22 protein-coding genes and 1 riboswitch are annotated in these 21,786 nt (G+C 38.2%); of the genes, 15 read left to right on the top strand and 7 right to left on the bottom strand.

Annotated features, from left to right (window positions below):
- Positions 1–5: 5 nt before the first annotated feature.
- The 4 genes from V5M37_RS28730 to rlmH all read left to right on the top strand — a co-directional run bounded on the left by V5M37_RS28730 (position 6) and on the right by rlmH (position 3,097).
- On the top strand, positions 6–803 hold the full coding sequence (locus V5M37_RS28730; RefSeq protein WP_213147856.1) for an MBL fold metallo-hydrolase: 798 nt from the start codon (positions 6–8) through the stop codon (positions 801–803).
- A gap of 180 nt (positions 804–983) precedes the next feature.
- A complete protein-coding gene (locus V5M37_RS28725) occupies positions 984–2,219 on the top strand; it encodes a S1C family serine protease (protein WP_423800246.1) in 1,236 nt (411 codons plus the stop codon).
- A gap of 105 nt (positions 2,220–2,324) precedes the next feature.
- Positions 2,325–2,516, top strand: coding sequence for a CxxH/CxxC protein (locus V5M37_RS28720; RefSeq protein WP_423800245.1), 192 nt, complete (start codon positions 2,325–2,327; stop codon positions 2,514–2,516).
- 101 nt (positions 2,517–2,617) lie between these two features.
- Positions 2,618–3,097 (top strand): 23S rRNA (pseudouridine(1915)-N(3))-methyltransferase RlmH, encoded by a 480-nt coding sequence (gene rlmH, locus V5M37_RS28715; protein WP_423800244.1) that lies wholly within the window; start codon positions 2,618–2,620, stop codon positions 3,095–3,097.
- 100 nt (positions 3,098–3,197) lie between these two features.
- Here rlmH and V5M37_RS28710 read toward each other — a convergent pair whose 3' ends face one another.
- From V5M37_RS28710 to V5M37_RS28700, 3 genes are all read right to left on the bottom strand, one after another.
- A complete protein-coding gene (locus tag V5M37_RS28710; RefSeq protein WP_423800243.1) occupies positions 3,198–3,356 on the bottom strand; it encodes a hypothetical protein in 159 nt (52 codons plus the stop codon).
- A 333-nt stretch (positions 3,357–3,689) separates the two neighbouring features.
- Entirely contained in the window at positions 3,690–4,403 is a 714-nt protein-coding gene (locus V5M37_RS28705; protein WP_423800242.1) for an ABC transporter ATP-binding protein, read from the bottom strand.
- Between the two features lie 3 nt (positions 4,404–4,406).
- On the bottom strand, positions 4,407–5,474 hold the full coding sequence (locus V5M37_RS28700; protein ID WP_423800241.1) for an ABC transporter permease: 1,068 nt from the start codon (positions 5,472–5,474) through the stop codon (positions 4,407–4,409).
- A 257-nt stretch (positions 5,475–5,731) separates the two neighbouring features.
- On the opposite strand from V5M37_RS28700, the gene V5M37_RS28695 reads away from it, so the two are divergent.
- Positions 5,732–6,631 carry a MerR family transcriptional regulator gene (locus V5M37_RS28695; RefSeq protein ID WP_423800240.1) on the top strand — a complete coding sequence of 300 codons (900 nt, stop codon included), beginning with the start codon at positions 5,732–5,734 and terminating at the stop codon, positions 6,629–6,631.
- A gap of 158 nt (positions 6,632–6,789) precedes the next feature.
- Here V5M37_RS28695 and V5M37_RS28690 read toward each other — a convergent pair whose 3' ends face one another.
- The gene (locus tag V5M37_RS28690) at positions 6,790–8,334 is read right to left on the bottom strand and encodes a glycine betaine uptake BCCT transporter (protein WP_423800239.1); all 1,545 of its coding nucleotides are present in this window, start codon (positions 8,332–8,334) and stop codon (positions 6,790–6,792) included.
- A gap of 49 nt (positions 8,335–8,383) precedes the next feature.
- The gene (locus tag V5M37_RS28685) at positions 8,384–9,049 is read right to left on the bottom strand and encodes a hypothetical protein (RefSeq protein WP_423800238.1); all 666 of its coding nucleotides are present in this window, start codon (positions 9,047–9,049) and stop codon (positions 8,384–8,386) included.
- A 593-nt stretch (positions 9,050–9,642) separates the two neighbouring features.
- Here V5M37_RS28685 and tapA point away from each other — a divergent pair.
- The 5 genes from tapA (at position 9,643) to V5M37_RS28660 (ending at position 13,327) form a co-directional block, all read left to right on the top strand.
- Complete coding sequence (gene tapA, locus V5M37_RS28680) at positions 9,643–10,188, top strand: amyloid fiber anchoring/assembly protein TapA (protein WP_423800237.1); 546 nt, start codon at positions 9,643–9,645, stop codon at positions 10,186–10,188.
- Positions 10,189–10,209: 21 nt separating this feature from the next.
- A complete protein-coding gene (gene sipW / locus V5M37_RS28675; RefSeq protein ID WP_423800236.1) occupies positions 10,210–10,779 on the top strand; it encodes a signal peptidase I SipW in 570 nt (189 codons plus the stop codon).
- Between the two features lie 91 nt (positions 10,780–10,870).
- Complete coding sequence (locus tag V5M37_RS28670) at positions 10,871–11,440, top strand: TasA family protein (protein WP_423800235.1); 570 nt, start codon at positions 10,871–10,873, stop codon at positions 11,438–11,440.
- A 78-nt stretch (positions 11,441–11,518) separates the two neighbouring features.
- Positions 11,519–12,406 (top strand): TasA family protein, encoded by an 888-nt coding sequence (locus V5M37_RS28665; protein WP_423800234.1) that lies wholly within the window; start codon positions 11,519–11,521, stop codon positions 12,404–12,406.
- Between the two features lie 57 nt (positions 12,407–12,463).
- Entirely contained in the window at positions 12,464–13,327 is an 864-nt protein-coding gene (locus tag V5M37_RS28660) for a hypothetical protein (RefSeq protein WP_423800233.1), read from the top strand.
- A gap of 97 nt (positions 13,328–13,424) precedes the next feature.
- Here the strand turns inward: V5M37_RS28660 and V5M37_RS28655 are convergent, their stop codons facing one another.
- Positions 13,425–14,534, bottom strand: coding sequence for a signal peptidase I (locus tag V5M37_RS28655; RefSeq protein WP_423800232.1), 1,110 nt, complete (start codon positions 14,532–14,534; stop codon positions 13,425–13,427).
- A gap of 277 nt (positions 14,535–14,811) precedes the next feature.
- On the opposite strand from V5M37_RS28655, the gene V5M37_RS28650 reads away from it, so the two are divergent.
- From V5M37_RS28650 to V5M37_RS28630, 5 genes are all read left to right on the top strand, one after another.
- Positions 14,812–15,408: a hypothetical protein gene (locus V5M37_RS28650; RefSeq protein WP_423800231.1), complete on the top strand. Its 597-nt coding sequence runs from the start codon at positions 14,812–14,814 to the stop codon at positions 15,406–15,408.
- Positions 15,409–15,712: 304 nt separating this feature from the next.
- Entirely contained in the window at positions 15,713–16,117 is a 405-nt protein-coding gene (locus V5M37_RS28645) for a hypothetical protein (RefSeq protein WP_423800230.1), read from the top strand.
- Positions 16,118–16,140: 23 nt separating this feature from the next.
- The gene (locus V5M37_RS28640; protein ID WP_423800229.1) at positions 16,141–17,250 is read left to right on the top strand and encodes a DUF5305 family protein; all 1,110 of its coding nucleotides are present in this window, start codon (positions 16,141–16,143) and stop codon (positions 17,248–17,250) included.
- Between the two features lie 136 nt (positions 17,251–17,386).
- Positions 17,387–18,955: a sensor histidine kinase gene (locus V5M37_RS28635; protein WP_423800228.1), complete on the top strand. Its 1,569-nt coding sequence runs from the start codon at positions 17,387–17,389 to the stop codon at positions 18,953–18,955.
- Positions 18,955–19,602, top strand: coding sequence for a response regulator (locus V5M37_RS28630; RefSeq protein ID WP_423800227.1), 648 nt, complete (start codon positions 18,955–18,957; stop codon positions 19,600–19,602). The genes V5M37_RS28635 and V5M37_RS28630 overlap by 1 nt, the downstream gene beginning before the upstream one ends.
- A 48-nt stretch (positions 19,603–19,650) precedes the next feature.
- Here V5M37_RS28630 and pruA read toward each other — a convergent pair whose 3' ends face one another.
- On the bottom strand, positions 19,651–21,282 hold the full coding sequence (gene pruA, locus V5M37_RS28625; protein WP_423800226.1) for an L-glutamate gamma-semialdehyde dehydrogenase: 1,632 nt from the start codon (positions 21,280–21,282) through the stop codon (positions 19,651–19,653).
- Between the two features lie 298 nt (positions 21,283–21,580).
- Positions 21,581–21,659, top strand: a riboswitch (glycine riboswitch).
- Positions 21,660–21,786: the final 127 nt, after the last annotated feature.

The raw sequence follows: 21,786 nt of genomic DNA, 5'->3' as shown, positions 1-21,786 counted from the left end.
AATGTATGTCTTTACGTTATAGCATTCTTACAAGCGGCAGTACAGGCAACGCCCTATATGTAGAGGCTGAAGAGCACTCCTTTCTAGTCGATGCAGGCTTAAGCGGAAAGCAAATGGAGGCACTGTTTCAGCAAATCGACCGGGATATCAGCAAGCTTTCTGCCATTTTTGTAACCCACGAGCACAGCGATCATATCAAAGGGATTGGCGTTTTAGCGCGTAAATATAAGCTGCCAGTCTATGCAAATGAAAAAACCTGGCGGGCCATGGATGGTTTAGTAGGTGCAATCCCAACTGAGCAGAAGTTTGTGTTTGATATGGAATCGGTAAAAAGCTTTGGTTCGGTTCAAATTGAATCTTTTGGGGTCTCCCACGATGCGGCTGAGCCAATGTTTTATATTTTCCATCATTCCGGCGGCAAAAAGCTCGTGCAAATTACTGATACTGGTTATGTAAGCGATCGAATGAAGGGCATAATCAAAGATGCCGATGTATATATTTTTGAATCCAATCATGATGTGCAAATGCTGCGGATGGGCAGATATCCTTGGAACATTAAACGAAGAATCTTAAGTGATGTCGGCCATGTTTCCAATGAAGATGCAGCACTTGCGATGAGTGAGGTCGTTGGTGACCGGACTAAACGAATTTATCTCGCGCATTTAAGCCTAGATAACAATATGAAGGATTTAGCAAGAATGTCAGTGTCACAGACATTGGAAAGCCGCGGCTTAATAGTCGGCGAACAATTTGACCTGTATGACACAGACCCAAAAATACCGACCGTGCTAACTGCAGTATAGAGAGGTTGCTTTCACTTTGAAGGCTCCTCTCTTTTTTTAGTATGAAAAAAGTATGAACAAAAGATGAAGTTTCATGGAATATTATGCAAATTTTTAGTAAATACCTTGTATTGGAGTATAATAGTTTATATAAGCCAAAATAAACGTTAGCAATGGTTCTGTAGAGAGGAATGGTGTAAATTGGGCTATTATGATGATCATTCTCCAAATCGCTATCGGGAGCAAAAAGGAAATAAAAGTGGAATTTTTATTGCCAGCCTGGTTGGAGCCGTTTTGGGAGCTATTTTGGTGATTGTCTCCATCCCTGCTCTTGCCAACCGCGGTGTTCTTCCATACAAAGTAGAGCCACAGCAAAGTACTGTGACAGAAATAGATAATACATCTAAGCAAAATGTTGTACATAAACAAATATCGTACGATGTTAACACCAATATCACTAATGCTATCGATAAAACAGCTGCTGCTGTTGTTGGAATTAATAACATTCAGTCATCAGGATTCTGGGATAACGGAGAAAATAATACAGAGGATCCGGCAGGAACCGGATCAGGGGTGATTTATAAGGCTTCTGGCAGCAGGGCTTTTGTGGTAACAAACCACCACGTCGTTGAGGGGGCTACAAAGCTCGAGGTTAGTCTCTCGGATGGTACAAAGATACCGGCCAAGCTATTAGGAAGCGATATTTGGACAGACTTGGCCGTGCTTGAAGTGGATGCTGGAAAGATTAAAAAGGTTGCGGAATTCGGTGATTCTGACAGCTTAAAGATGGGTGAACCGGTTATTGCCATCGGCAACCCGCTTGGTCCTACCTTCTCTGGTTCAGTCACACAGGGGATTATATCTGGATTGAAGCGGACGATTCCTGTTGATATCAATCAGGACGGCATCATTGATTGGCAATCAGAAGTATTGCAAACCGATGCTGCCATCAATCCAGGAAACAGCGGCGGTGCTTTAATTAATATGGCCGGACAGGTAATCGGTATTAATTCGATGAAAATTTCCCAGGAGGCCGTTGAAGGAATCGGCTTATCGATTCCGATAAATTCAGCTAAGCCGGTTATTAACGATTTAGAACAATTCGGCAGCGTCAAGCGGCCATATATGGGTGTAGATTTAAAATCGGTTGATGAAATTCCTGCCTATTACCAGCAGGAAGCATTAAAATTGCCGCGCGATGTGACGCATGGGGTAGCGATTCGCCAGGTAGTTCCAGGCTCACCAGCAGCGGTTGCAGGTCTACAGGAATTGGATGTCATAGTTGAAATGGACGGACAGAAAATTAATGATGTCATTGATCTAAGGAAGCATTTATATCAGGTAAAGAAAATCGGTGAGCAGATGATGATTAAATTCTATCGGGACGGCAAGCTCAAAGAAGTAACGATGACATTGGCTAGTGATAAAACTCAATAATGCTGTTGATTTAGGGAAGTGATCATTCACTTCTCTTTTTCTATTTGCTATGATAAATGAGGCTTTTAGCTTGTTTTGAACACGTTGGTTTGGTAAAAGCTATAGATGATTGAATTTTGTTCGGGATGGTGTAATAAAATGATTTATTGTTGTGAGGAACATGTGAGTGAGGCAATGGATACAATTTTGGAGGAATATGAAACCTATCCAATTTTAAATAAATTAGGTGTGGATAATTTATCAACAACCTGTGAATATTGTCGAAAACAGGCTGTATATATTGTGGGGAACAAATGATTCCATACAAGATGTGGATAAAAATTGTGAATATGTGGATAACTTCTGTGGATAAGTTGTTTGTAAACTGTTTGTAATCAAATGTTAAAGGGTTGTGGATTGTGAATATCTCTATTATTACGGTTGGTAAACTGAAAGAAAAGTATTTGAAGCAGGGAATTGAGGAGTATTTAAAAAGATTATCGGCCTATGCGAAAGTAGAAGTCGTCGAGGTTGCCGATGAGAAGGCCCCGGAAGAATTAAGTGAGCTGGAAATGGTGCAGGTGAAACACAAAGAAGGTGAACGGATTTTGGGGAAAATTAGTCAGGATACATATGTGATTGCGTTGGCGATTCAAGGGAAAATGCAATCATCGGAAGAGCTGGCAGATACTTTGGATAAGCTTGCGACTTATGGAAAAAGTAAGCTTGCTTTCGTAATTGGCGGATCATTGGGGTTAAGTGATGAGGTGGTAAAAAGATCAAACGAGCAGCTGTCCTTTTCACGGATGACTTTTCCCCATCAGTTGATGAGGTTGATATTGGTTGAACAGATTTATCGGGCGTTTCGGATTAACCGGGGGGAACCTTATCATAAGTAAATGAGGATTGAGATATTAGGAGATAGTATACATAACGAAAAAGCCAATGTTCAAAACATTGGCCTTTTCGTTATGTGTTTACAATGAACCAGGCGTACTCTTATGCTGATTCCTGCTGAAAACAAGGGTCATTGAAGTATACAACTTCAGAAAGAACGTTATAGCCCTTCATTTTTTTGAGAGTCTCTCTTGCTTCTTGTTCTGTTTTAAATTCAAACATAGGAATATTTGAATCTAAATAACGAGTTATAATCCACATAAAAATTCCTCTCCTTATTTTTAAGTTATTTCTGTCCTGCAGACAGAGACTTTTATAAATATGCTCCGTTAAGTTAAACCTTGCTTTCTTAAGGTTTTAAGCCAAGGCTTAAGGAAGTAATTATCAATTGCTACAGACCAATCATAAGGCAATAATGAAAATAAATAAAATGCAAAAAATATATAATATGTTATAAAAAACTTTTATATGTAGAATTTTAAGGTAAATAGTGGATTATCTTGATTGGGTAATACTGAGGTCTACTGGATTTATAGGTGTACTCGGAATAGTTCATAATCTCAAAAGAAAGGCTTGGTAAAAACCAAGCCTTTGTCAGTCGTATAGTTTTGCCTTTTTGTTCATTTTGGAGGACTCCTCTGAAACTGCTGAAAGGACACCATCCGTCATTCGGTAGACTTTGTCGCAATATCCGACAAGCCGAATATCGTGCGTCACTACGATGGTTGTCGTTTGTTTCTGCTTCGTGACTTTTTTCAGCAGCTCCATGACTTCATAGGCACGGTCTGAGTCAAGGGAGGCTGTCGGCTCGTCAGCTAAAATAATCGAAGGGTTGCTGTACAGAGCCTTAGCGATGGCTACACGCTGGCGTTCCCCGCCGGATAAATCGGATGGATATTTCATGAGTAAGTCACTAATTCCCAACTCCTCGTACAGTTGATTCCGCTCCATTTTTGACATATTTCCCTTTTTCACTTTGTCTAATAGTTTCAATTGATTGGCCACGGAGAGGAATGGGACTAGGTTCGACGCTTGTAACACAAATCCGATTTCCTTGAGTCGGATTTGTGAACGGGCTTTTTCATTCAACGTGGTTAGGTTTTGGCCATTGATGACTACATCCCCTGAGGTTGGGGTTAATAACCCCCCGACAATAGTGAGAAAGGTACTTTTTCCAGACCCCGACGGGCCAATAATTGCTATCAACTCGCCTCGGTGGGCAAGAAATTCTGTTTCCTTTAAGGCTTCCACTTTCTTATGGCCGCTTCCAAAACTCTTCTTTACTTGATGTAACTCCAACACTGCCATAGTTTATCCTCCTATCGCTTTCAGCGGATCAATTCGTACAATCGTCAAGACCGAGAAGACAGCACCAGCGGTGGCAACAACCATTAGAATGAGGCCATAGAAGACCATCAAGGCCAGGTCAAATGAAACAGGAACCGCTGCCGGTAAAAAGGCTCCTGAAATGAGTGTGAAGGCAAACCCTGCTGTTGTTCCTATGAATGCTAAAATAAAGGTTTGGGCTATAACAGACCAAGATAAATAAGAGCTGGAAATACCTTGCGCCTTCATAACACCAAACATACTAATCTTCTGCACGGTCAACACATACAAGAAAATGGCGACAATGACGGAAGAAATAGCAAAGAGGAAGTAAATCATGAAATTTAAGGTGAGTTTTTGTTCAGTGTAACCCGGTAAATTTTGAATGAATGATTCAATTTCAATGGAATTTAGATCATCATTTTGGGTGAGATTTGAAATAGAAGCATCCTGAACAACAATTCCGTTAACTTGATCTTGTTTCTGATCGGCTGCTTCACCGAACTTGACTTGGTGGAAGGTTGCAAGATTTGCATATAGAACAGGTGCAGCATTAAATCGGGCATGGTCTGTAAATCCAACGATTGTTAATTGTTGATCACTGGACGACAGGGATAATGTATCACCTAATTTGAATCCCTTGTCTTTGAGTGAATCGTCAGCAATCACTTCATTTGCTTTTTTAAAAGCTCTGCCTTCCTCCACATTTGGCATTAGAAATTCCTCTTTGTTAATACCAAAGAGAGAGATATTTTGCTTGTTATCGCCGTTGCTGGCAATTGCATTTAGCTGACCGATTACCGCCGTTTTTTTCGCTTTAATGTCGTTTAGCTGATCGATTGACATGGATGATTGGTACAAGCTTTTATCTGATTCCTCGGTAAGGATAATCGCTGTCGCTCTCCATTTATCAACCGCCTCCCTATTCAGACTGGCGAGACCAGTTGCAAGTCCAGAGAGAAAAAAGACAAGATAGGAAACGAGCATTAAAATCCCTGTAATCAAAGTGAAACGAAGTTTATTTTTTTTAATTTCCTGCCAGGCTAAAAACACCCCGTCACTCCCTTTCTCGAAAGTATTAAATTCCAATTTTACTTAATTATTAACGGAGATAATCTTTTTGTCAAATGTTTGTATAATAAAATATAGAAAACATTATACAGGTGTTCCGGGGTTTTATAATAACTGAGGGGACTTTTTATCTTCAATCTTTGTATAATGTTTATGGGGTAACGTTGTACAAAGTATAGAGATTCGATATACTAAGTATGGCTATGGGGGACGGACCAGGTATTAAGGGGATGAAATGGATGTATCAATCTGATGAAAAAGGACTATTTGCAATTCAACAAGTTGCAGATATGACCGGATTATCAAAACAAGTGATTAGAAAATGGGAAGAGCGTTATGGGGTTATTCAACCGAAGCGATTGGAGAATGGTTATCGAATATATAGCCAACAGGATGTCAAAACGCTTTTAAAAATCAAACTACTTTCGGAACAAGGCCACTCGCTAAAACAAGCCGCCATGCTTGCAAAAGAGATTGATGAAGACCCAGTACCGGTACAAATGGAGAATTCCCCCCGTTATGAGCAATGGAATGAGTATGTCCTTCAGCTTCTGGAAAAAGGCAGGCACTGTGATGAAATAGAATTAAATTTTATCTTAAAACAAGCGCTTCATCATGTAGGGATAGAGCGTTTTCTAACCACTATCGTGGTACCTTTTTTAAAAGAGGTAGGAAGAAAGTGGGAGAGTCATGAGTGGGATGAATATCAGGAATCTGTATCGAGTCTGGTAGTACGAGATTTCTTGGTTCAAATTCGACGAAATTATCAATATCGGGAAAATGTTCCATTCGTTCTCGGAGCATGTCTGCCAACTGAACAACATGAAGTACCACTGCATCTGATCCTATTGCGTTTCATGATGAAGGGATGGAAAACTCAGTTAATCGGGGCTTCTCCTGCACCAGGTGCGATTGAATCATTGGTTTGCAAGTTAAAGCCGGATGTCGTTCTGTTGTCCGCTACAACCGCTATACCATTTGAAACAGATCCTCAACTGCTGCAGAGATTAGATCAATTTGCTGAAAAGCAAACCGACATTGCCTTTTACCTCGGCGGTCAAGGGGCAGTCACTTATCTCTCAGACTATAAACCACGGGCGATTCATGTGACAAATTCCATTGATGACATATTAAAATAAAACACTTTTTATTACCATGAAAAGGTAAAATCAGAGGCCCTATCCAAATAAAAACTGGATAGGGCCTTTGTTTTAGTGATTAATGTTTGATTAAAAACCGCTGCTTGCTTATCGCGTCTGAAGGAGTCTTTTGCCGAACAAATTTACTTATTATTTAATCAACTATTTTCGTTCTTTAGGCTATAGTGCTGCGCGCTTCTTTTATTGCCTTGTTGCATTTCAGCTTCCTTTTTTAGGCCTGTCAGCAAGGAGTAGCACATGGCGAGCATGATTATGGCAAATGGAAGTGCGGCTGCAATGGAAGCAGTTTGTAAAACCTCCAAACCGCCCGCGAGCAGCAGAACAGCAGCTAAAGCAGATTGGATGACACCCCATGTCATTTTTATTTTGTTAGAAGGATTAAACGTTCCACCTTCACTAAGCATCCCCAATACAAAGGTCGCGGTATCGGCAACAGTTATATAATAAATAGCTACTACCGCGAAACCTAAAATGCTTAACAAGGAACTTAATGGAAGGTGGTCGAAGAAAATAAATATGGACAAGGACACATTTTCGGCGATATGTTTTGCCAAATCATGGTTTCCAGAATGTTGAACAAGCTCAAGTGCTGAACCGCCAAAAACGGACATCCAAAGACAGGTTCCAAGTGTCGGAACAATCAAAACGCCAATAACAAATTCCCTTATTGTCCTCCCTCTGGACACCCGGGCGATAAACATGCCGACAAATGGCGCCCAGGCTATCCACCAAGCCCAGTAAAACAAGGTCCACGAAGCAATCCATTTCTCGCCTTTTCCAAAAGGACTTAACCGTAAACTCATATGTATAAAGTCACTTAAATACAGGCCTGTTGTATTAAAAAAGACTTTAATAACGGTTAGGGCTGGACCGACAAACATAATCAGCACAAGGATTGCCACTGAAAAGATGATGGCTGCATTGGATAAGTATTTAATTCCTCTTTCCAGGCCTGTATTAATGGAAATAATAAAAAGGACTGTTGCGACCACAATGACAATCAACTGGATAAATAATGTATTAGGAATGCCAAATATGTCATGCATACCTGCAGTAACCTGCATCGCCCCAAGCCCCAAGGAGGTTGCAATCCCAAAGACTGTTGCAAAGATGGACAGGATATCAATCGTTTTGCCAATCGGGCCGTAAATCCTGTCGCCCAAAATGGGATGGAATGCTGAACTGATCGCTGCAGGGAGCCTTTTATTATATTGAAAAAAAGCAAGGGCTAACCCAATAACAGTGTAAATGGCCCATGGGTGCAGGCCCCAATGGAAAAAAGTATATTTCATTGCGGTGTTGGCTGCGTCAATCGTATAACCTTTCCCGTACGGAGGAGCTGTGTAATGGGTTACTGGTTCAGCGACGCTCCAGTATACAATTCCGACCCCCATACCCGCACCGAACAGCATGGCCAGCCAAGAAGCGGTAGAGAAATCAGGCTTATCAGTTCTCCTTCCCAGCCGGATATTCCCATACTTTGAAAACAACAAGTAGATAGAAAAAAAGACAAAGAATAGAGTGGCACCGAGATAAACCCAACCCAGATAATCAATGGAGCCATTATAAACGGCGTTGGTAACTTTGGTAAGATTATCTGTAAAAAAAACTCCCCAGATAATAAAAATGAGGGTCAGCAATAAAGAGATAATAAATACACTATTTTCTTTAAACTTTTCCATGGAAACCTCCTGCAATTGATGAATACTTATTTAAATAGATTTAGCTCGGTCAGTTATTAAAAGGGTTGTATTGAAATTCCCACCTATCCGTATTCATCAACTCTTCATGCGGCACCTCTAACCCGCCGCCAAGATAAATGGTTTGCCCTTTAATCGCGATCACCATAGCCTCTATTAATACATCACTATCCTTCTTTTTATAAATGTCTCCCAACTGTGCCGATAACTCCCCATATGGATGAACAATTTGCGGGAGGGTGTCATCCAAGCCTTCTTCAAGATTTGCAATGTCTTTATAATCGATAGGATGACTGTCGGGTGCACGGCCAGGTACCATCAATAAATATTCGTTATGCTTGATACCATCTAAATCGCTTGTAATGACCCCTTTGTTATCAACAGTTTCAACCACTTCAATTTCATTTAAAGAGTAATGATCCAGGGTATCAGGGGCGGGATTATTAATTAAAATATAGTCTCCAACTTGAGGTCTTTGATTGTTCCGGAGTGTGTATACTTTATGATCAAAAATAAAACTGTCATTTTCCTTCGGTATATATCTCTCCACACTCGCTGCATTGGTTATATGCTGTGTTAAATCTCTTAGCTTTATAAGATGAACGGAGAATTTATACATTGGTTTTACACCATATACCTTGTGTAGCTCATTGTTATAGTACACAAATTGCCCTTTTCTTACTTGATACAGTTTCACAGCTAAATCTCCCTTCAATTGTAGGTAGTATAAGATTCATAAAAACACGGAACTTGGAAGCAGCGTTTTCTTCTTTAGGATGGCTTTTTTTAGAAAAAACTATTATCTATGTAAAATAGAAAAGGCTGAACTATGGGGGGAAAGAAGGGGAATGAATTGCACGGGGACGATTATTCTGCTTTGGGGCAGAATATCCGTCCCTTTGTTTTATTTATGAAGGGCCTTATTTTTTTAACCAGGATCACTTATGTGTCTTAATAAGTGCCTTTTCAAGTACCAATGAATAATACGAAAGTACCATATAAACCTTCTTAATATACCATTTGGACCTAGTCGAAAGTCTTAGTTAATTTAATTCAAACGAAACAGAAAGATTACCCTGCAGTGGGGCGAAAGTGTTTGTGGAAATAGTTAATATTGGAAGTGAGGAAAGGGATTAGCTGCAAATCAGCTGAGATTCAATTTCTATTGTTAGGTTGTTCTTAATTAAGAATTATATAACTCATGAAAAGAATGGTCCGACCTTTAAAGAGGATATTACCAAATCATTTAAAAACGAATGATTGGGAGTGAGAACAATCAGATTTACCAGAATGAGAAAGTTTAGAAAAAGACATAGAAAGCTTTTGATTATATGTAATGCAGGCCTTATCTGGTACCTTTTTATGTTTGCTTTGATAAACCTTACATCTAATACAAATGCAATATTCACATCACAAGCCAAAAACACCTCCACCTTTCAGGCAAAAGCCAGCTGGGTGTGGGATAAAAGTTCTTTAGCATTTACAAACAATTATGGTGGGGATTGCAGTGGAATTTTTGCTTATATCCAAAATGGGGGAACAGGTGATATGGCTATCCCCTCTAAGTACTACGTCTATTATGATCCAACTGAAAACCCAGTAAATCCGCAAGGCGTAAAAGGGGAACTGGTGTTCAATGAAGGGATTATCCCAAAAATGGCTTCAATGAGTTCACCCGTAAAACTAACCTACAAGCCTCAAAAAGCAGGTGTATATAAGTTCGTTGCATTCCAACACCCTCTCAAGCCTGGTGATAATGGATCGGAACTATCAATTGAAGGAATTCCGGTAACCTTTAGTAAGTCCATCATGGTTAATCAATGTACTAATAAATAGATTAAAAGGATGGTTGAGTGAATGAAAAGTACAAAAAAATGGATTAGTAGGATTTCGGGGATTTTTATCTATGGTGTTCTTCTTTGCATGATACTTATGGTGATTTCTTCGAAGATGGCTGGAGACGGAGGTACGCCTAAAGTTTTCGGACATGAATTTATGACTGTGCTATCAGGTTCAATGGAACCGGGGATTAAAACTGGTTCAATCATTTCAGTTACACCGGTAGCAGACCCCACCAAGTTTAAAAAGGGGGATATTATTACTTTTAAATCAAAAGATGATTCCAATAAATTGATTACTCACAGAATTATTGAAGTTCAAAAGGTACAATCATCTGTCCAGTACATTACCAAAGGGGATAACAACGATTCAAAAGATCCAGACCCAGTGACGGTTGGGAGAGTTGTAGCTCAATATGATAACTTCACTATTCCATTTGTAGGTTACGCGCTTAATTTCATGAAATCAAAAATGGGAGCTGTTTTATTGTTAATTATCCCTGGTGTTCTTATTGTTGGCTGGTCAATTCTATCAATTTGGAAAACTATTTCATCAATTGAAGCAAAAAATGAAAATCCATCTGCTTAACTGGTTGATTCTTTCTTGAATTTCAAGGAAGTTCAATATAAATTATTTTATTCCTGGTACATACCAAGGAAAAAAAGAGGAGGAAACATTCATGAGTCTTAAAAAGAAAATCGGGGGAGCAATTTTATCAACAGCATTGGGGGCAACATTAATTGGTGGTGGAACGTTTGCAATCTTTACTAGCTCTGCAAGCAATACTAATAACACATTTGCTGCGGGTACCCTAACAATAAACCTTGATCAACAGGATCCAACCGGTGCAGGATACTTTACTGTTAATAATATGGCTCCTGGGGATAAAAATGGTGTTTTTGATGCCACTAAACCAGATAATGGCTTAAAAAGGATTACTGTATCGAACAGCGGATCACTTGAACTTCGTTACGATATTGCAACTACTTTAACAGGAGCGCTTGCAGAACAAGATCCTGATGGAGATGGACCTACTACTGGTGATGGATATCCATTGACAATTACTATTTATGATAAGGATGGGAATGTTATAACTCCTAACACTGATAATAATCGAGTTCTAGCACCTAGTAGTTCGGAGGATTTATATGTAAAATATGAACTTCCAAAAGATGCAGGAAACGGTTACCAAGGTAAATCAGCTACTTTCGGAATCACTGTAAATGCAGAGCAAACTGCAAACAACTAATTTATTTAAGTAACCGACTAATTATAAGGGTGGCAGTATAGCCACCCTTATTAATTAAGGTAGGAAGGAGGCAAAAAGATGAACATTAAGAAAAAACTAGCTCTTCTATCGGCATCTGGAGTATTGGGTCTTAGCCTAATTGCTGGTGGAGCTACTTACGCTATCTTTACAAGTTCCGCTCAAAATACAAACAATTCATTCTCATCGGGGACCATTAGTATTACCGCTAAAAAAGATGATGTTCCAAATAATGGCCCAATGTTCTATACAAAATCACCAGATAATGGAGTGGTACTTGGCGGGATGCCAACGGGTTATTGGGCTCCAGGTGATAAGAATACACGCGGATTATTTTTAGAGAATACTGGAACACTTGATGCGAGGTTAAAAACATTATCAATTTTCCCAACTAACTCATCAGCAGTTGAAGTCTCCTCTGGAGATGATTACGATAATGCATTGCTATTTGCCAGACAATCGAAGGTAATTGTTTGGAATGTCAAAAAAATTGATGTCGATGGAACTGCCGGACCTATTAAGGCAGTAAATGCTACTTTTATGGATACTATTATGAATTATATTAATTTTGGCTATAGCCAGTGGAGAAATGATCATCCAGCAGCTAGTTTGGAAGATCAACAAACAGCAGCTGATTTGATGAACTATACTAATAGCTATTTAATAAGTCAAATGAATAATTTGCCAAGTGATGGGACAGATTCTTCAGGAAGATTTGAAGTTAAAAACATCTATGAAGCTGACCTGTCCTCTATGGTAAATAATCAAATCAATTTTAAAGCAGAAAATATTAAAATAGCAAAAGACGAAGCTGCTTTATTAGGTTTCACTGTTGAATTTTTGAAAGATCCACCTGCAGGATCAGGTATCAATCCTAATGATATGCAAGGAAAATCGGTATACTTCACTTTTAAAACTGATTGGGAACAAGATAAAAATAATCCGTAATTTTTGCCTAAACCGCGGTTTTATACTTCCGCGGTTTAGGTCCTGCGAGGGATTCATTTGAGAAAAAAAAAGATGTTTATTCCAATTGTAGTTATTATTCCTATTATTATCCTCTTGGTCTTTTTAATGAATATTAGAGGAACGGAAGCCGACCAAACCGTTTACAACGTAGATATTTCCACCTCCCCATCCAACGGATTCCTTATAGCCGATAACCTGGCTCCAGGAGACAAGAAAACCTCCGTTTTAAAGATATCCAATAATGGGAATTTGGATTTTAATTATACCGTTAGCTCACGTCAGGAATCCGGGGATTTAAATTTGTATAACCAAATTCAGTTATCGATTTATGATGGTCAGGGTAAGCTTTATGAAGGACCGCTTAATGGATTAAGTCAGTTTGCACTGGGTACTATTGCAAAAACCGATAGCAGAGATTTAACATTTACGGCACAACTTCCTTTATATGTCGGCAATGATGCTCAAGGGAAAACAACCTCGGTAGCTTTTGATTTTACAGCCATTGGCCATGAGGAGGAAATTCCCACCGACGGCTGTTTTGAACCGCCTTTCAGTAATCGGAACTATACGATGCAGCAAAAATCAACGACGCCAATAAAGTTCCATTTAAGGGATAGTGACGGTAATTTAGATGTAACTCAACATCAAAATGTAAAACTAATCATTTCCGGGTCTGGGATTAAAACCACTTCCGGAAGCTATATTTTCTCACCAGCCGATGGTACCTTAAAATTCCCCGAAAATATCGATGAACCTCATTATCAGGTCCGGTTTTCAACATGGGATTATCCTGTAGTAAGTGGGAATACTTACTCAGCAAACGTTTATGTTGAGGAAAATTTAGTTTGTAAAAAAGACTTTATAGTTTTAGATAATGGAAATAGATCAAATGCACCGTAGATATCGAATTATATGGTTAGTAAGTCGACTTAAAGAAGAAGAACGTTTATAGGCGTCTGGGCCAGTAGAACCCTTCACCTATAAACGTTTTAAAAAATTAACTTTGAAAAATCCTCTGTAACTTCCTTTTTTTCTTTCTAAGCACATTAAAAGTCCTTCTTCTCATTTTTCTATCAATAAATGGGTAAATCATTAGCGGCAGCCCTGGTACAATCGAAACAATGACCAATGCAAGCCAATAGCTTTTTTTGGCAAGGAAATAGATAAATGAAGAGGGTAAAAGTGGATAAAATATTCCAACTTTAATAGTTGATTTATATTTGCCGGGACTTTCAGCAGTTACTGTGTAGGTAGTATCAATCTGCTGTCCCTTTAAAATAGTCAATTTTTTATGGCTTAATTTTATTTGCTTGTCGTTGGTAGTGATTACTCCTATTAATGGAAAGATCCCCTCGTTTTTTATCTCAGATAATGGTCGGGAAACAGTGTCACCAACCTTGAGCATTCCAACATCACTGCCCATTATGACACCTTGACTCTGTTCAGATACTTCATAAGTTTGCTTTAATGTATTTCCGGAAGAAATCATTGTACCGCCCACTATAATAGAAATCGAGAACCCTCCTATAAAATAGATAAGCTGCAGCTCCATTCCGTTCCTTTGTTTTTTGCGTTTTTGTCCGGGCCGTAATTCTCCAATGGCTATAATAATCCCAAGAATTAGTGCAAAGCTGGGTAAAAGGAAAGGATTGCTTTGATATTTTTCCATCCATAATGATAAATAACCTATTTTCTTTAGAACAATTGGATTTTCTCCTATTTTCATAGCTCTTCCAGCTATCCATTTTTGCTCAATCGAGTCTGTGGAGTTTGAATCTTGGTCAGAAAATTTATTTGCATCACCTTTCGTAATGAAGCCTTCCTTTGCATTTCCACTGACTACTCGATGGGCAATCCAACCTTTTGAAGCAAGACTGCCTTTTTCAGCTTTAAAAAATACTATATCTCCTTTATAAATGTGCTCATCCTGATGAAGGTTATCAATAATCACCATGTCACCACGTTCCCAGACCGGGTACATACTATTTGATCTGATGACGGTTAGTAATACAGGTTTTTTCGTAATAGCAGAACCAACTGCAGCAATTAAAGTACATAAAACAAGAAAAACTAATATGACATTTAGAATCTTCGATAATACTTTCATAGCAATCCTCCTCACCCTTCATTTTATTGTAAATAGCGGATGGAATAAGCCTTCTAAAGTAGAATTCAAATGGTACAAAAGTATACCGCTCGTTATCAAAAAGTAGAACGATAGGGTGTAATAAGGCACACCAAGGAACTAGCAAAAAGTAGGATTTTAAGAGTAGACAAAGGATTATGTAAATGCACACTTGAGAGTGACGAAAAGAAATCAAAAACCTCCTATACTGAATTTATAAAGGGACGAACTAGCCAAAAAATAAAGGGAGGCTATATATTTGAAAACAAAAAGAGGATTATTAATGGTCGTGCTGCTACTTGCCATTTCCAGCGTAATGGCAGCTATGTCTTACAATAAGGCAACAGTAACAAATGCTGCAGAATTGAAAATTGTTAATACAGATCAAGCGCTCGTAACCCTTCAAGCGGATGCACCTTGGTCATGGGAAAATAAAATTGGGGCAAAAGATAAAACAACTGTGATGAGGAATGGTGAACTTTTCTTCCAGTTTGGTAAAGGAATTAATGGTGGAAATGGTCAAGAAGAATTTCACGGTCTTCAGCCGAATAGTGTATACCAATGGAACCATGTGTTTACGCTAAGAAACAAATCAGCTGAAACAGTTAAGGTAACCGTTCGTGCGACGGGAGAATATAAGCAATATATTACTTTTGGATCGGGAACTAGAAATACATCTGAACCAGTTTGGGGAACAAAGGGACAGTCCTTAGTGTTTGATAATGTAGGCCCAGAAGTTAAATCTGGTATGCAAAATGTAAGAAGTGTCGCAGTAAAAATTAGCCTTCCGAGTGGAGTTCAAGTGTCAAATAAGGAATTATTAGGATCCATCGTCGTTGAGTCTGAAGCAAAATAAGCAGAAATATAAGAGGAAGAATAAATGAACCACGATTATTCTTCCTTTTTCTATTTTAAAAAAACAGAAATATGAAGACGACAATTATATACAAAAATAGAGACGACTTAACATCATAAACTAACAAAATTATCCAATGCATATAGTTATAATAGACTATGCGAGTGAATATAAGTAATGGAACCTGTGATATACGTCCTATATCTGTCCATCTTTGACGTATGCAATTCTGGTGCTACTAGCCTGAATTAATTTAGACAGTTGTTTAGTTTAATTAGGCTTTCTTCCATGTAAGGAGGAAGTGATGAAATTAATCTATTCTTTATTCGCAATATTTTTTATGATATCTATCCATCTTATTCAGATAAATAGTTTTACAAAGGCTGAAATCTCGAACAAGGCAATTTTATCAATTAGCTCTGAGGAAAATGCACTTATTGCTATTTCCTATCGAAAAAATAATGTATTTGCGATTAAAAATAATACTGGAAATCCTATAGAAATAGAAAGCATTGTGAATCTTGAGCATACTTCTCAAAAAATATCTAATGCAAATGAAGGTTTCCCTAATCTAATACCTCCTGGTAAAGTAAAAGAATTTACTATTATTGGGGAACAAACGGAATTAATCGGAGGGATCTTGAAAATAAATATCCGCTGGGATGGAGGGAGTGCGGAGATTAGATCAAAAATACCCGATGTAAGTTGAGAAAGACAAGTGAGGTGTGAAAATTGCCAGGGACTTTAACGAATATGTTAAAGAGGTATAATAAAAAACTTTATACCATTATTGTAATCTTGTTGGTCTTATCTGTTGGATTAACAATATATACCTTTTTGCAGCCGGCAACTACTACTGTTCAAGTTAATGATAACACTTCACTAATTGAGACCGGGTATGATTATAAGGCTGAGATTATACCAAATATCCTTTATCCAAATGGCGGGACGGTTGATGCAGGGAAAACAATCTTTAAGAAAATTACAACTGCAATACCCTTCAGCTTAAAATCAACGATCCATTCCAAAAGACAAGTTACTGCAAAAGGAACACATGAAGTTCAATTAATAATTAAAGCAGGGGACGTCTGGGAGAGGAGTTTCCAATTAGAACCAAAGCGAAGATTTGAACAAAGTGGCACAGAAATTTCAGTAATTAATGATCCATATAAAATTGACTTAGCGCAAGTCGAAGCTTTCATTTCACAAGTAGAACAAGAAACGGGTATCACCCCGGATCAGTACACACTTGAAGTACTGCCAGATATCCAAGGAACGATTAAATATTCCGGGGTTGAAAAACCCTTTCAGGTGCAGGATAGGCTTATTTTTCAGTATTCTATGGAGGAAATTCCACTAGCCAGTGAAAAAGGTTTTACATCAATGGTCTCATTTACTTCTTCCCAAGTGATGACGAAGAAAATTGAAGCATTTGGCGTACAATTACCTTTACGTTTTGTTCGAATTAGCAGTGCCTTACTGTCAATTTTCCTATTAGTAACCTCCATTTATATGATAAAAAGGTTAAAAATTGATGTCCTCTCAACCGAAACATTAGAAATTGAAATAATCAATAAACGGTATGCAAGCAGAATTATTCCTGTTTCACAGAAAATAAATATCGCACAAAAATCAATTTTTAGCTTAGATTCTTTCAAATCCATCATAAAAATTTCTGATGAGAAGGAACTTCCCATTTTTTTTAATAAAGATCATAAAGAGGAAAGTGCTGTATTTTTTATTGTCGATGGGGACTATTTATATACCTATGAAACCCCTAAAACGAATAATTCAGATATGAAAAAAATAACAGGTAGTGATAAAGCATATGCTAGAGGTTAATAAATTTTATCAGTTTTTAAGAAGAGGCCCTTCCAGCATAGTGAATCTTGTGTTTGTCTTTCGATATATTTCGCTATCCTTAACTTCTATCTTTTGTTTAATAGGTCCACAATCCCCCTTTTATTTTAAAGTGGGAATGGTTGTATCACTATCTGTCGCTGCCTGGATTATTACAGATATACAAAGAAAATATGTTGAGAATATCACAATTATAAAATCGACTGTCCTGGTTGAAATCATTGGATTAACATTACTGCTGATTCCAACAGGTGGTATTTCAAGTCCATTTATCTGGTACGCTCTTAATCCGGTGTTAGTAGCAGCAAGCTTTCTAACGACATTTTTTTGTTGGGGATCTTTGGCCTTCTATCTAGGAAGTGCCACATTCATTACGAATCATCTCTATCACATTGATAATATCGTTATGATCGTGCAGGATAAATCTAACTTTTATCTAGTATGTCTGCTGATAACCATGCTTTTGAGATTATTCTCAGGACTGACCAAAGAATTGTATTTAAAAACATCCCTTTTAAAAGAGCAGCAGTCTGAATTATTAAACGTAAATACGATTCTTACGGATACAAATCAAAAGTATCAACAAACCTTAGAGCATGTTATGTCTCTTTACCATCTTATGGAGAACTTTAATTCCAAGATGAGTATTGAAAAGTTAGTGAAAGAAATAACAATTGCTTTAATGAAATGTACAGAAAGGGATGAAGTGTTCCTTTGGATTACAGATATTAACCAGCAGAATAGCTACATTGGAAATTTGACCAATAATCCACGATTAGAAAATGACCTCATCGACAATTGGCAAAATATTCGCATGAAAAGGAAGGCGTTTACCTGCAAGCTTAATAAGGATACCTATCAAATGAAAATTATTAGAAGCGCGAATAATGTTGGGATTATAGGAATAAAGGACGCTAATGGAAATAATGAGGAGAACACATTTCTTTTAAATCGCCCCTTTGAGTATTTGGCGGAATTAAGCGAAATCATGTTTGAAAAGCTACATATGGACCAGATGATGGATCAAATGATTATCATTGAAGAGCAGAATCGGATCGCTAATGAAATACATGACAGTGTTTCGCAAAGATTATTTGGTATTGTTTGTGCCATGCATAGCTTACAGGTAAAGGGCCAAAGCTTGAACAGGGATGAATTGAATCAAGAGTTTAAATTCCTTTCACAGTCTGCAAATACAACTATTAAAGAACTAAGGTCAGCGATCTATCGGTTAAGTTCGGTAAAGAAAGGAGAGAGGCCATTTCTTGTTCGTCTAAAAAAGTATTTGGACGAATATGCCCGTTTAAATGACATATGGATAAACTATCAAGTTTCTGGAGATGAATCATTAATTTCAGAAAGTTTAAAGCAGGCCCTTTATCGAATAATCTGTGAGGCTTGTGGAAATGCGGTTCGCCATGGGGAGTGCAATGGTATTGAATTAAAATTATCCTTATTGGATGAGAAAACAGTATTAGTTATCCAGGATGATGGTAAAGGGATTAATGTAACCCTTGATACAGATACAGATAAGAGAGAAAAAGGAATTGGCCTAATCAATATGAGGAATATAGTTAGCTCATTTACTGGAACAATCTCTATTAATGGGATAAATGGTGAAGGAACAGAGATTCACATAGAAATTCCAAACATTAGAGGGGGAGAGTTTCTGGAGGTGTCTGGGTAGTGAAAGTTGTGATTGTTGATGACCATCCTTTGGTCAGAAAAGGGCTAACCTCTATACTTGCTTTAGATGAAACAATGGAGGTTCTTGGAGAAGCAACGAATAGCAGGGAGGCAATGGAACTTTTTAATTCGTTAAAGCCTGATCTTGCTTTAGTGGACCTTCGTTTAGCAAATGAATCAGGGTTAGATTTAATCACGAAAGCAATGAAGCAAGGAATTGAATGTAAATTCGTTGTATTAACATCATCCATAGAAGAAAAAGACTTTATCCGGGCAAAAGAAACAGGAGTAGATGGATACGTTTTAAAAGAAGCATTCCCTGAAGAACTGATACATGCACTAAAAGTTGTGGGTAAAGGCCGGAAATACTATGACCCAGGAGTTTTGGATTTGGCTATGAGATCAGGCGAAGCTGTTGATAATGGAGAACTCGAACAGTTAACCCCGAAAGAAAGGGAAGTTTTAATTGAACTAGGCAAGGGGCACTCAAATAAAGAAATCTCAAAGACCTTGTTTATTACTGAATACACTGTTAAAAAACATGTAAGTCAAATACTGGCTAAACTTGGGCTTGTAGATCGGACACAAGCAGCATTATATGCCAATGCAAAAGGTTTGGTAACTTATATAGCTCACCCGAGTGGCTAAAAAAAGAGGTTGAAACTTAAACATTTCAACCTCTTTTTCTTATTTTACTTATTCTGCATCCATAAATGGATAAGCAACCTCTGCAGTTGGTGCAAAGTTTTCTTTGATGACACGAGGACTTGTCCAGCGGATCATGTTAAATACAGAACCTGCTTTATCGTTTGTACCAGATCCACGAGAACCGCCAAATGGCTGTTGATTAATCATCGCACCAGTTGGTTTATCATTGATATAGAAGTTTCCAGCTGCGCCGGATAAGCGGTTTTCTAAGTGAACAATGGCCCCGCGATCTTGGGCAAAGATCGAACCTGTTAAGGCATACATAGAAGCTGTATCAACTGCCTCCAATGTTTCCTCTAATTTATCATTTTCGTAAACATAGATTGTTAATACTGGTCCGAAAATTTCTTCTACCATTGTCTTGAAATTTGGATTTGTTGTCACAATGATGGTCGGTTGAACGAAATATCCAACAGAATCATCATAAGTACCGCCAGCAATAATTTCTGCTTCTTCAGAAGCTGCTGCGTAATCGATATAGCTTGTAATTGAATCAAATGCTGCTTTATCAATAACTGCACCCATGAAGTTCCTGAAGTCGCGGACATCCCCAACTTTAAGCTTAGCCGTCTCTGCCACTAAACCGTCTTTCACTTCTTCCCACAAACTTGCCGGGATGTAGGCACGAGAAGCGGCTGAACATTTTTGACCTTGGTATTCAAAAGCACCGCGAACAAGGTTCGCTACTACTTTGTCTGCTTGTGCCGTTTCATGAGCAAATACGAAGTCCTTACCACCTGTTTCCCCAATTAAACGAGGGTAAGATTTATAGCTTGCAATGTTTTCTCCGACTGTTTTCCAAATCGTTTGGAACGTACTTGTGGATCCAGTGAAATGGAATCCAGACATACGAGGGTCTGTTAATACAACTTCTGATACTTGTGAACCACGAGAAGGTACGAAGTTGATGACACCTTTTGGTAATCCTGCTTCTTCTAAAATACGCATAAAGTAATAGTTTGCTAGAATAGAAGTTGTTGCTGGTTTCCAAACGACTACGTTCCCCATCATCGCAGGAGCTGCTGGCAGATTTCCGCCAATGGCTGTGAAGTTAAATGGAGAAATCGCCAATACAAAACCGTCTAATGGACGGTAATCTGTACGATTCCATACATTCTTCATGCTACTTGGCTGAATTTGATAAACCTGATTTGCATAATCAACGCCAAAACGTAAGAAGTCTACTAATTCTTGGGCAGAATCAATTTCAGCTTGAACAGCTGTTTTGGACTGTCCTAACATTGTCGCTGCATTCATGACATCACGGTATGGTCCAGAGATTAAATCAGCAGCTTTTAAGAAAATAGCGGCGCGGTGTTCCCAAGCCATATTAGCCCATGCTTCTTTCGCAGCCATTGCAGCTTCAACAGCATCACGCAGCTCCTTTTCTCCGGCTTGCGAATAGTTTGCTAAAACATGTTGATGATCATGTGGCATAACCACTTGCTTCACTGTTTCTGTCTTTATATTTTCGCCATTAATAATCACAGGAATGTCGATTACGATACTAGATTGGCGTGTTAATTCTGCCTTTAATGTTTCCCGTTCTTTTGTCCCAGGAGCATAAGTATTGCCAGGTTCATTTGCAGGTGTTGGGATTTTGAAAACTCCGTTACTCATTCTTTCACGTTCCTTCCCGTTTATATATTCTGTTCCTTTATAGACAAAGCTACTTATTTCGACAATTATTATAACATACTTTTTCTGTTCTTTGGCTTTCTATTACAACTTAATGAAAGCGAATTCAAATTCTTATCTCTGGGGTTTAAATTAATTCCAGAGAGTCATTAAAATATTTAAGAGTCATTTATTGTTGACAAAGTAATTTAATACTACTAAAATTAAAAATTATTCAACAATATTATCTAAAAAACTTAATAATTAGCAAGCTATGATTGCTATGGATCACACTATAGCAGGAGCAGCTTCTGGAGAGACCGCGGATTCCGCGGCGCCGAAGGGTTCACAATCTCAGGCAAAAGGACAGAAGAGTACTGAATATATATTTGTCATGCTGACAATTGTCAGCTTAATAAGTATTATTTGTTATTCTTATGACCTAAGAGATTGGAGGACATCCAATCTCTTTTTTTATTGGGTTTTTTAAATTTTAAGGGGGAGTCA

Source organism: Neobacillus sp. SAB-20_R2A (assembly GCF_049568635.1).
Lineage (GTDB): Bacteria > Bacillota > Bacilli > Bacillales > Cytobacillaceae > Neobacillus > Neobacillus citreus.
This window is presented reverse-complemented; position numbering and strand designations above follow the sequence as displayed.

Coding starts and splice junctions, on each gene's coding strand:
- tapA (WP_423800237.1), top strand. CDS start 9,643: ATGAGAAAGTTTAGAAAAAGACATAGAAAGCTTTTGATTATATGTAAT.
- sipW (WP_423800236.1), top strand. CDS start 10,210: ATGAAAAGTACAAAAAAATGGATTAGTAGGATTTCGGGGATTTTTATC.
- V5M37_RS28670 (WP_423800235.1), top strand. CDS start 10,871: ATGAGTCTTAAAAAGAAAATCGGGGGAGCAATTTTATCAACAGCATTG.
- V5M37_RS28655 (WP_423800232.1), bottom strand. CDS start 14,534: ATGAAAGTATTATCGAAGATTCTAAATGTCATATTAGTTTTTCTTGTT.
- V5M37_RS28635 (WP_423800228.1), top strand. CDS start 17,387: ATGGTTGTATCACTATCTGTCGCTGCCTGGATTATTACAGATATACAA.
- V5M37_RS28730 (WP_213147856.1), top strand. CDS start 6: ATGTCTTTACGTTATAGCATTCTTACAAGCGGCAGTACAGGCAACGCC.
- V5M37_RS28710 (WP_423800243.1), bottom strand. CDS start 3,356: ATGTGGATTATAACTCGTTATTTAGATTCAAATATTCCTATGTTTGAA.
- V5M37_RS28645 (WP_423800230.1), top strand. CDS start 15,713: ATGAAATTAATCTATTCTTTATTCGCAATATTTTTTATGATATCTATC.
- V5M37_RS28690 (WP_423800239.1), bottom strand. CDS start 8,334: ATGGAAAAGTTTAAAGAAAATAGTGTATTTATTATCTCTTTATTGCTG.
- V5M37_RS28665 (WP_423800234.1), top strand. CDS start 11,519: ATGAACATTAAGAAAAAACTAGCTCTTCTATCGGCATCTGGAGTATTG.
- V5M37_RS28695 (WP_423800240.1), top strand. CDS start 5,732: ATGTATCAATCTGATGAAAAAGGACTATTTGCAATTCAACAAGTTGCA.
- pruA (WP_423800226.1), bottom strand. CDS start 21,282: ATGAGTAACGGAGTTTTCAAAATCCCAACACCTGCAAATGAACCTGGC.
- V5M37_RS28720 (WP_423800245.1), top strand. CDS start 2,325: ATGATTGAATTTTGTTCGGGATGGTGTAATAAAATGATTTATTGTTGT.
- V5M37_RS28705 (WP_423800242.1), bottom strand. CDS start 4,403: ATGGCAGTGTTGGAGTTACATCAAGTAAAGAAGAGTTTTGGAAGCGGC.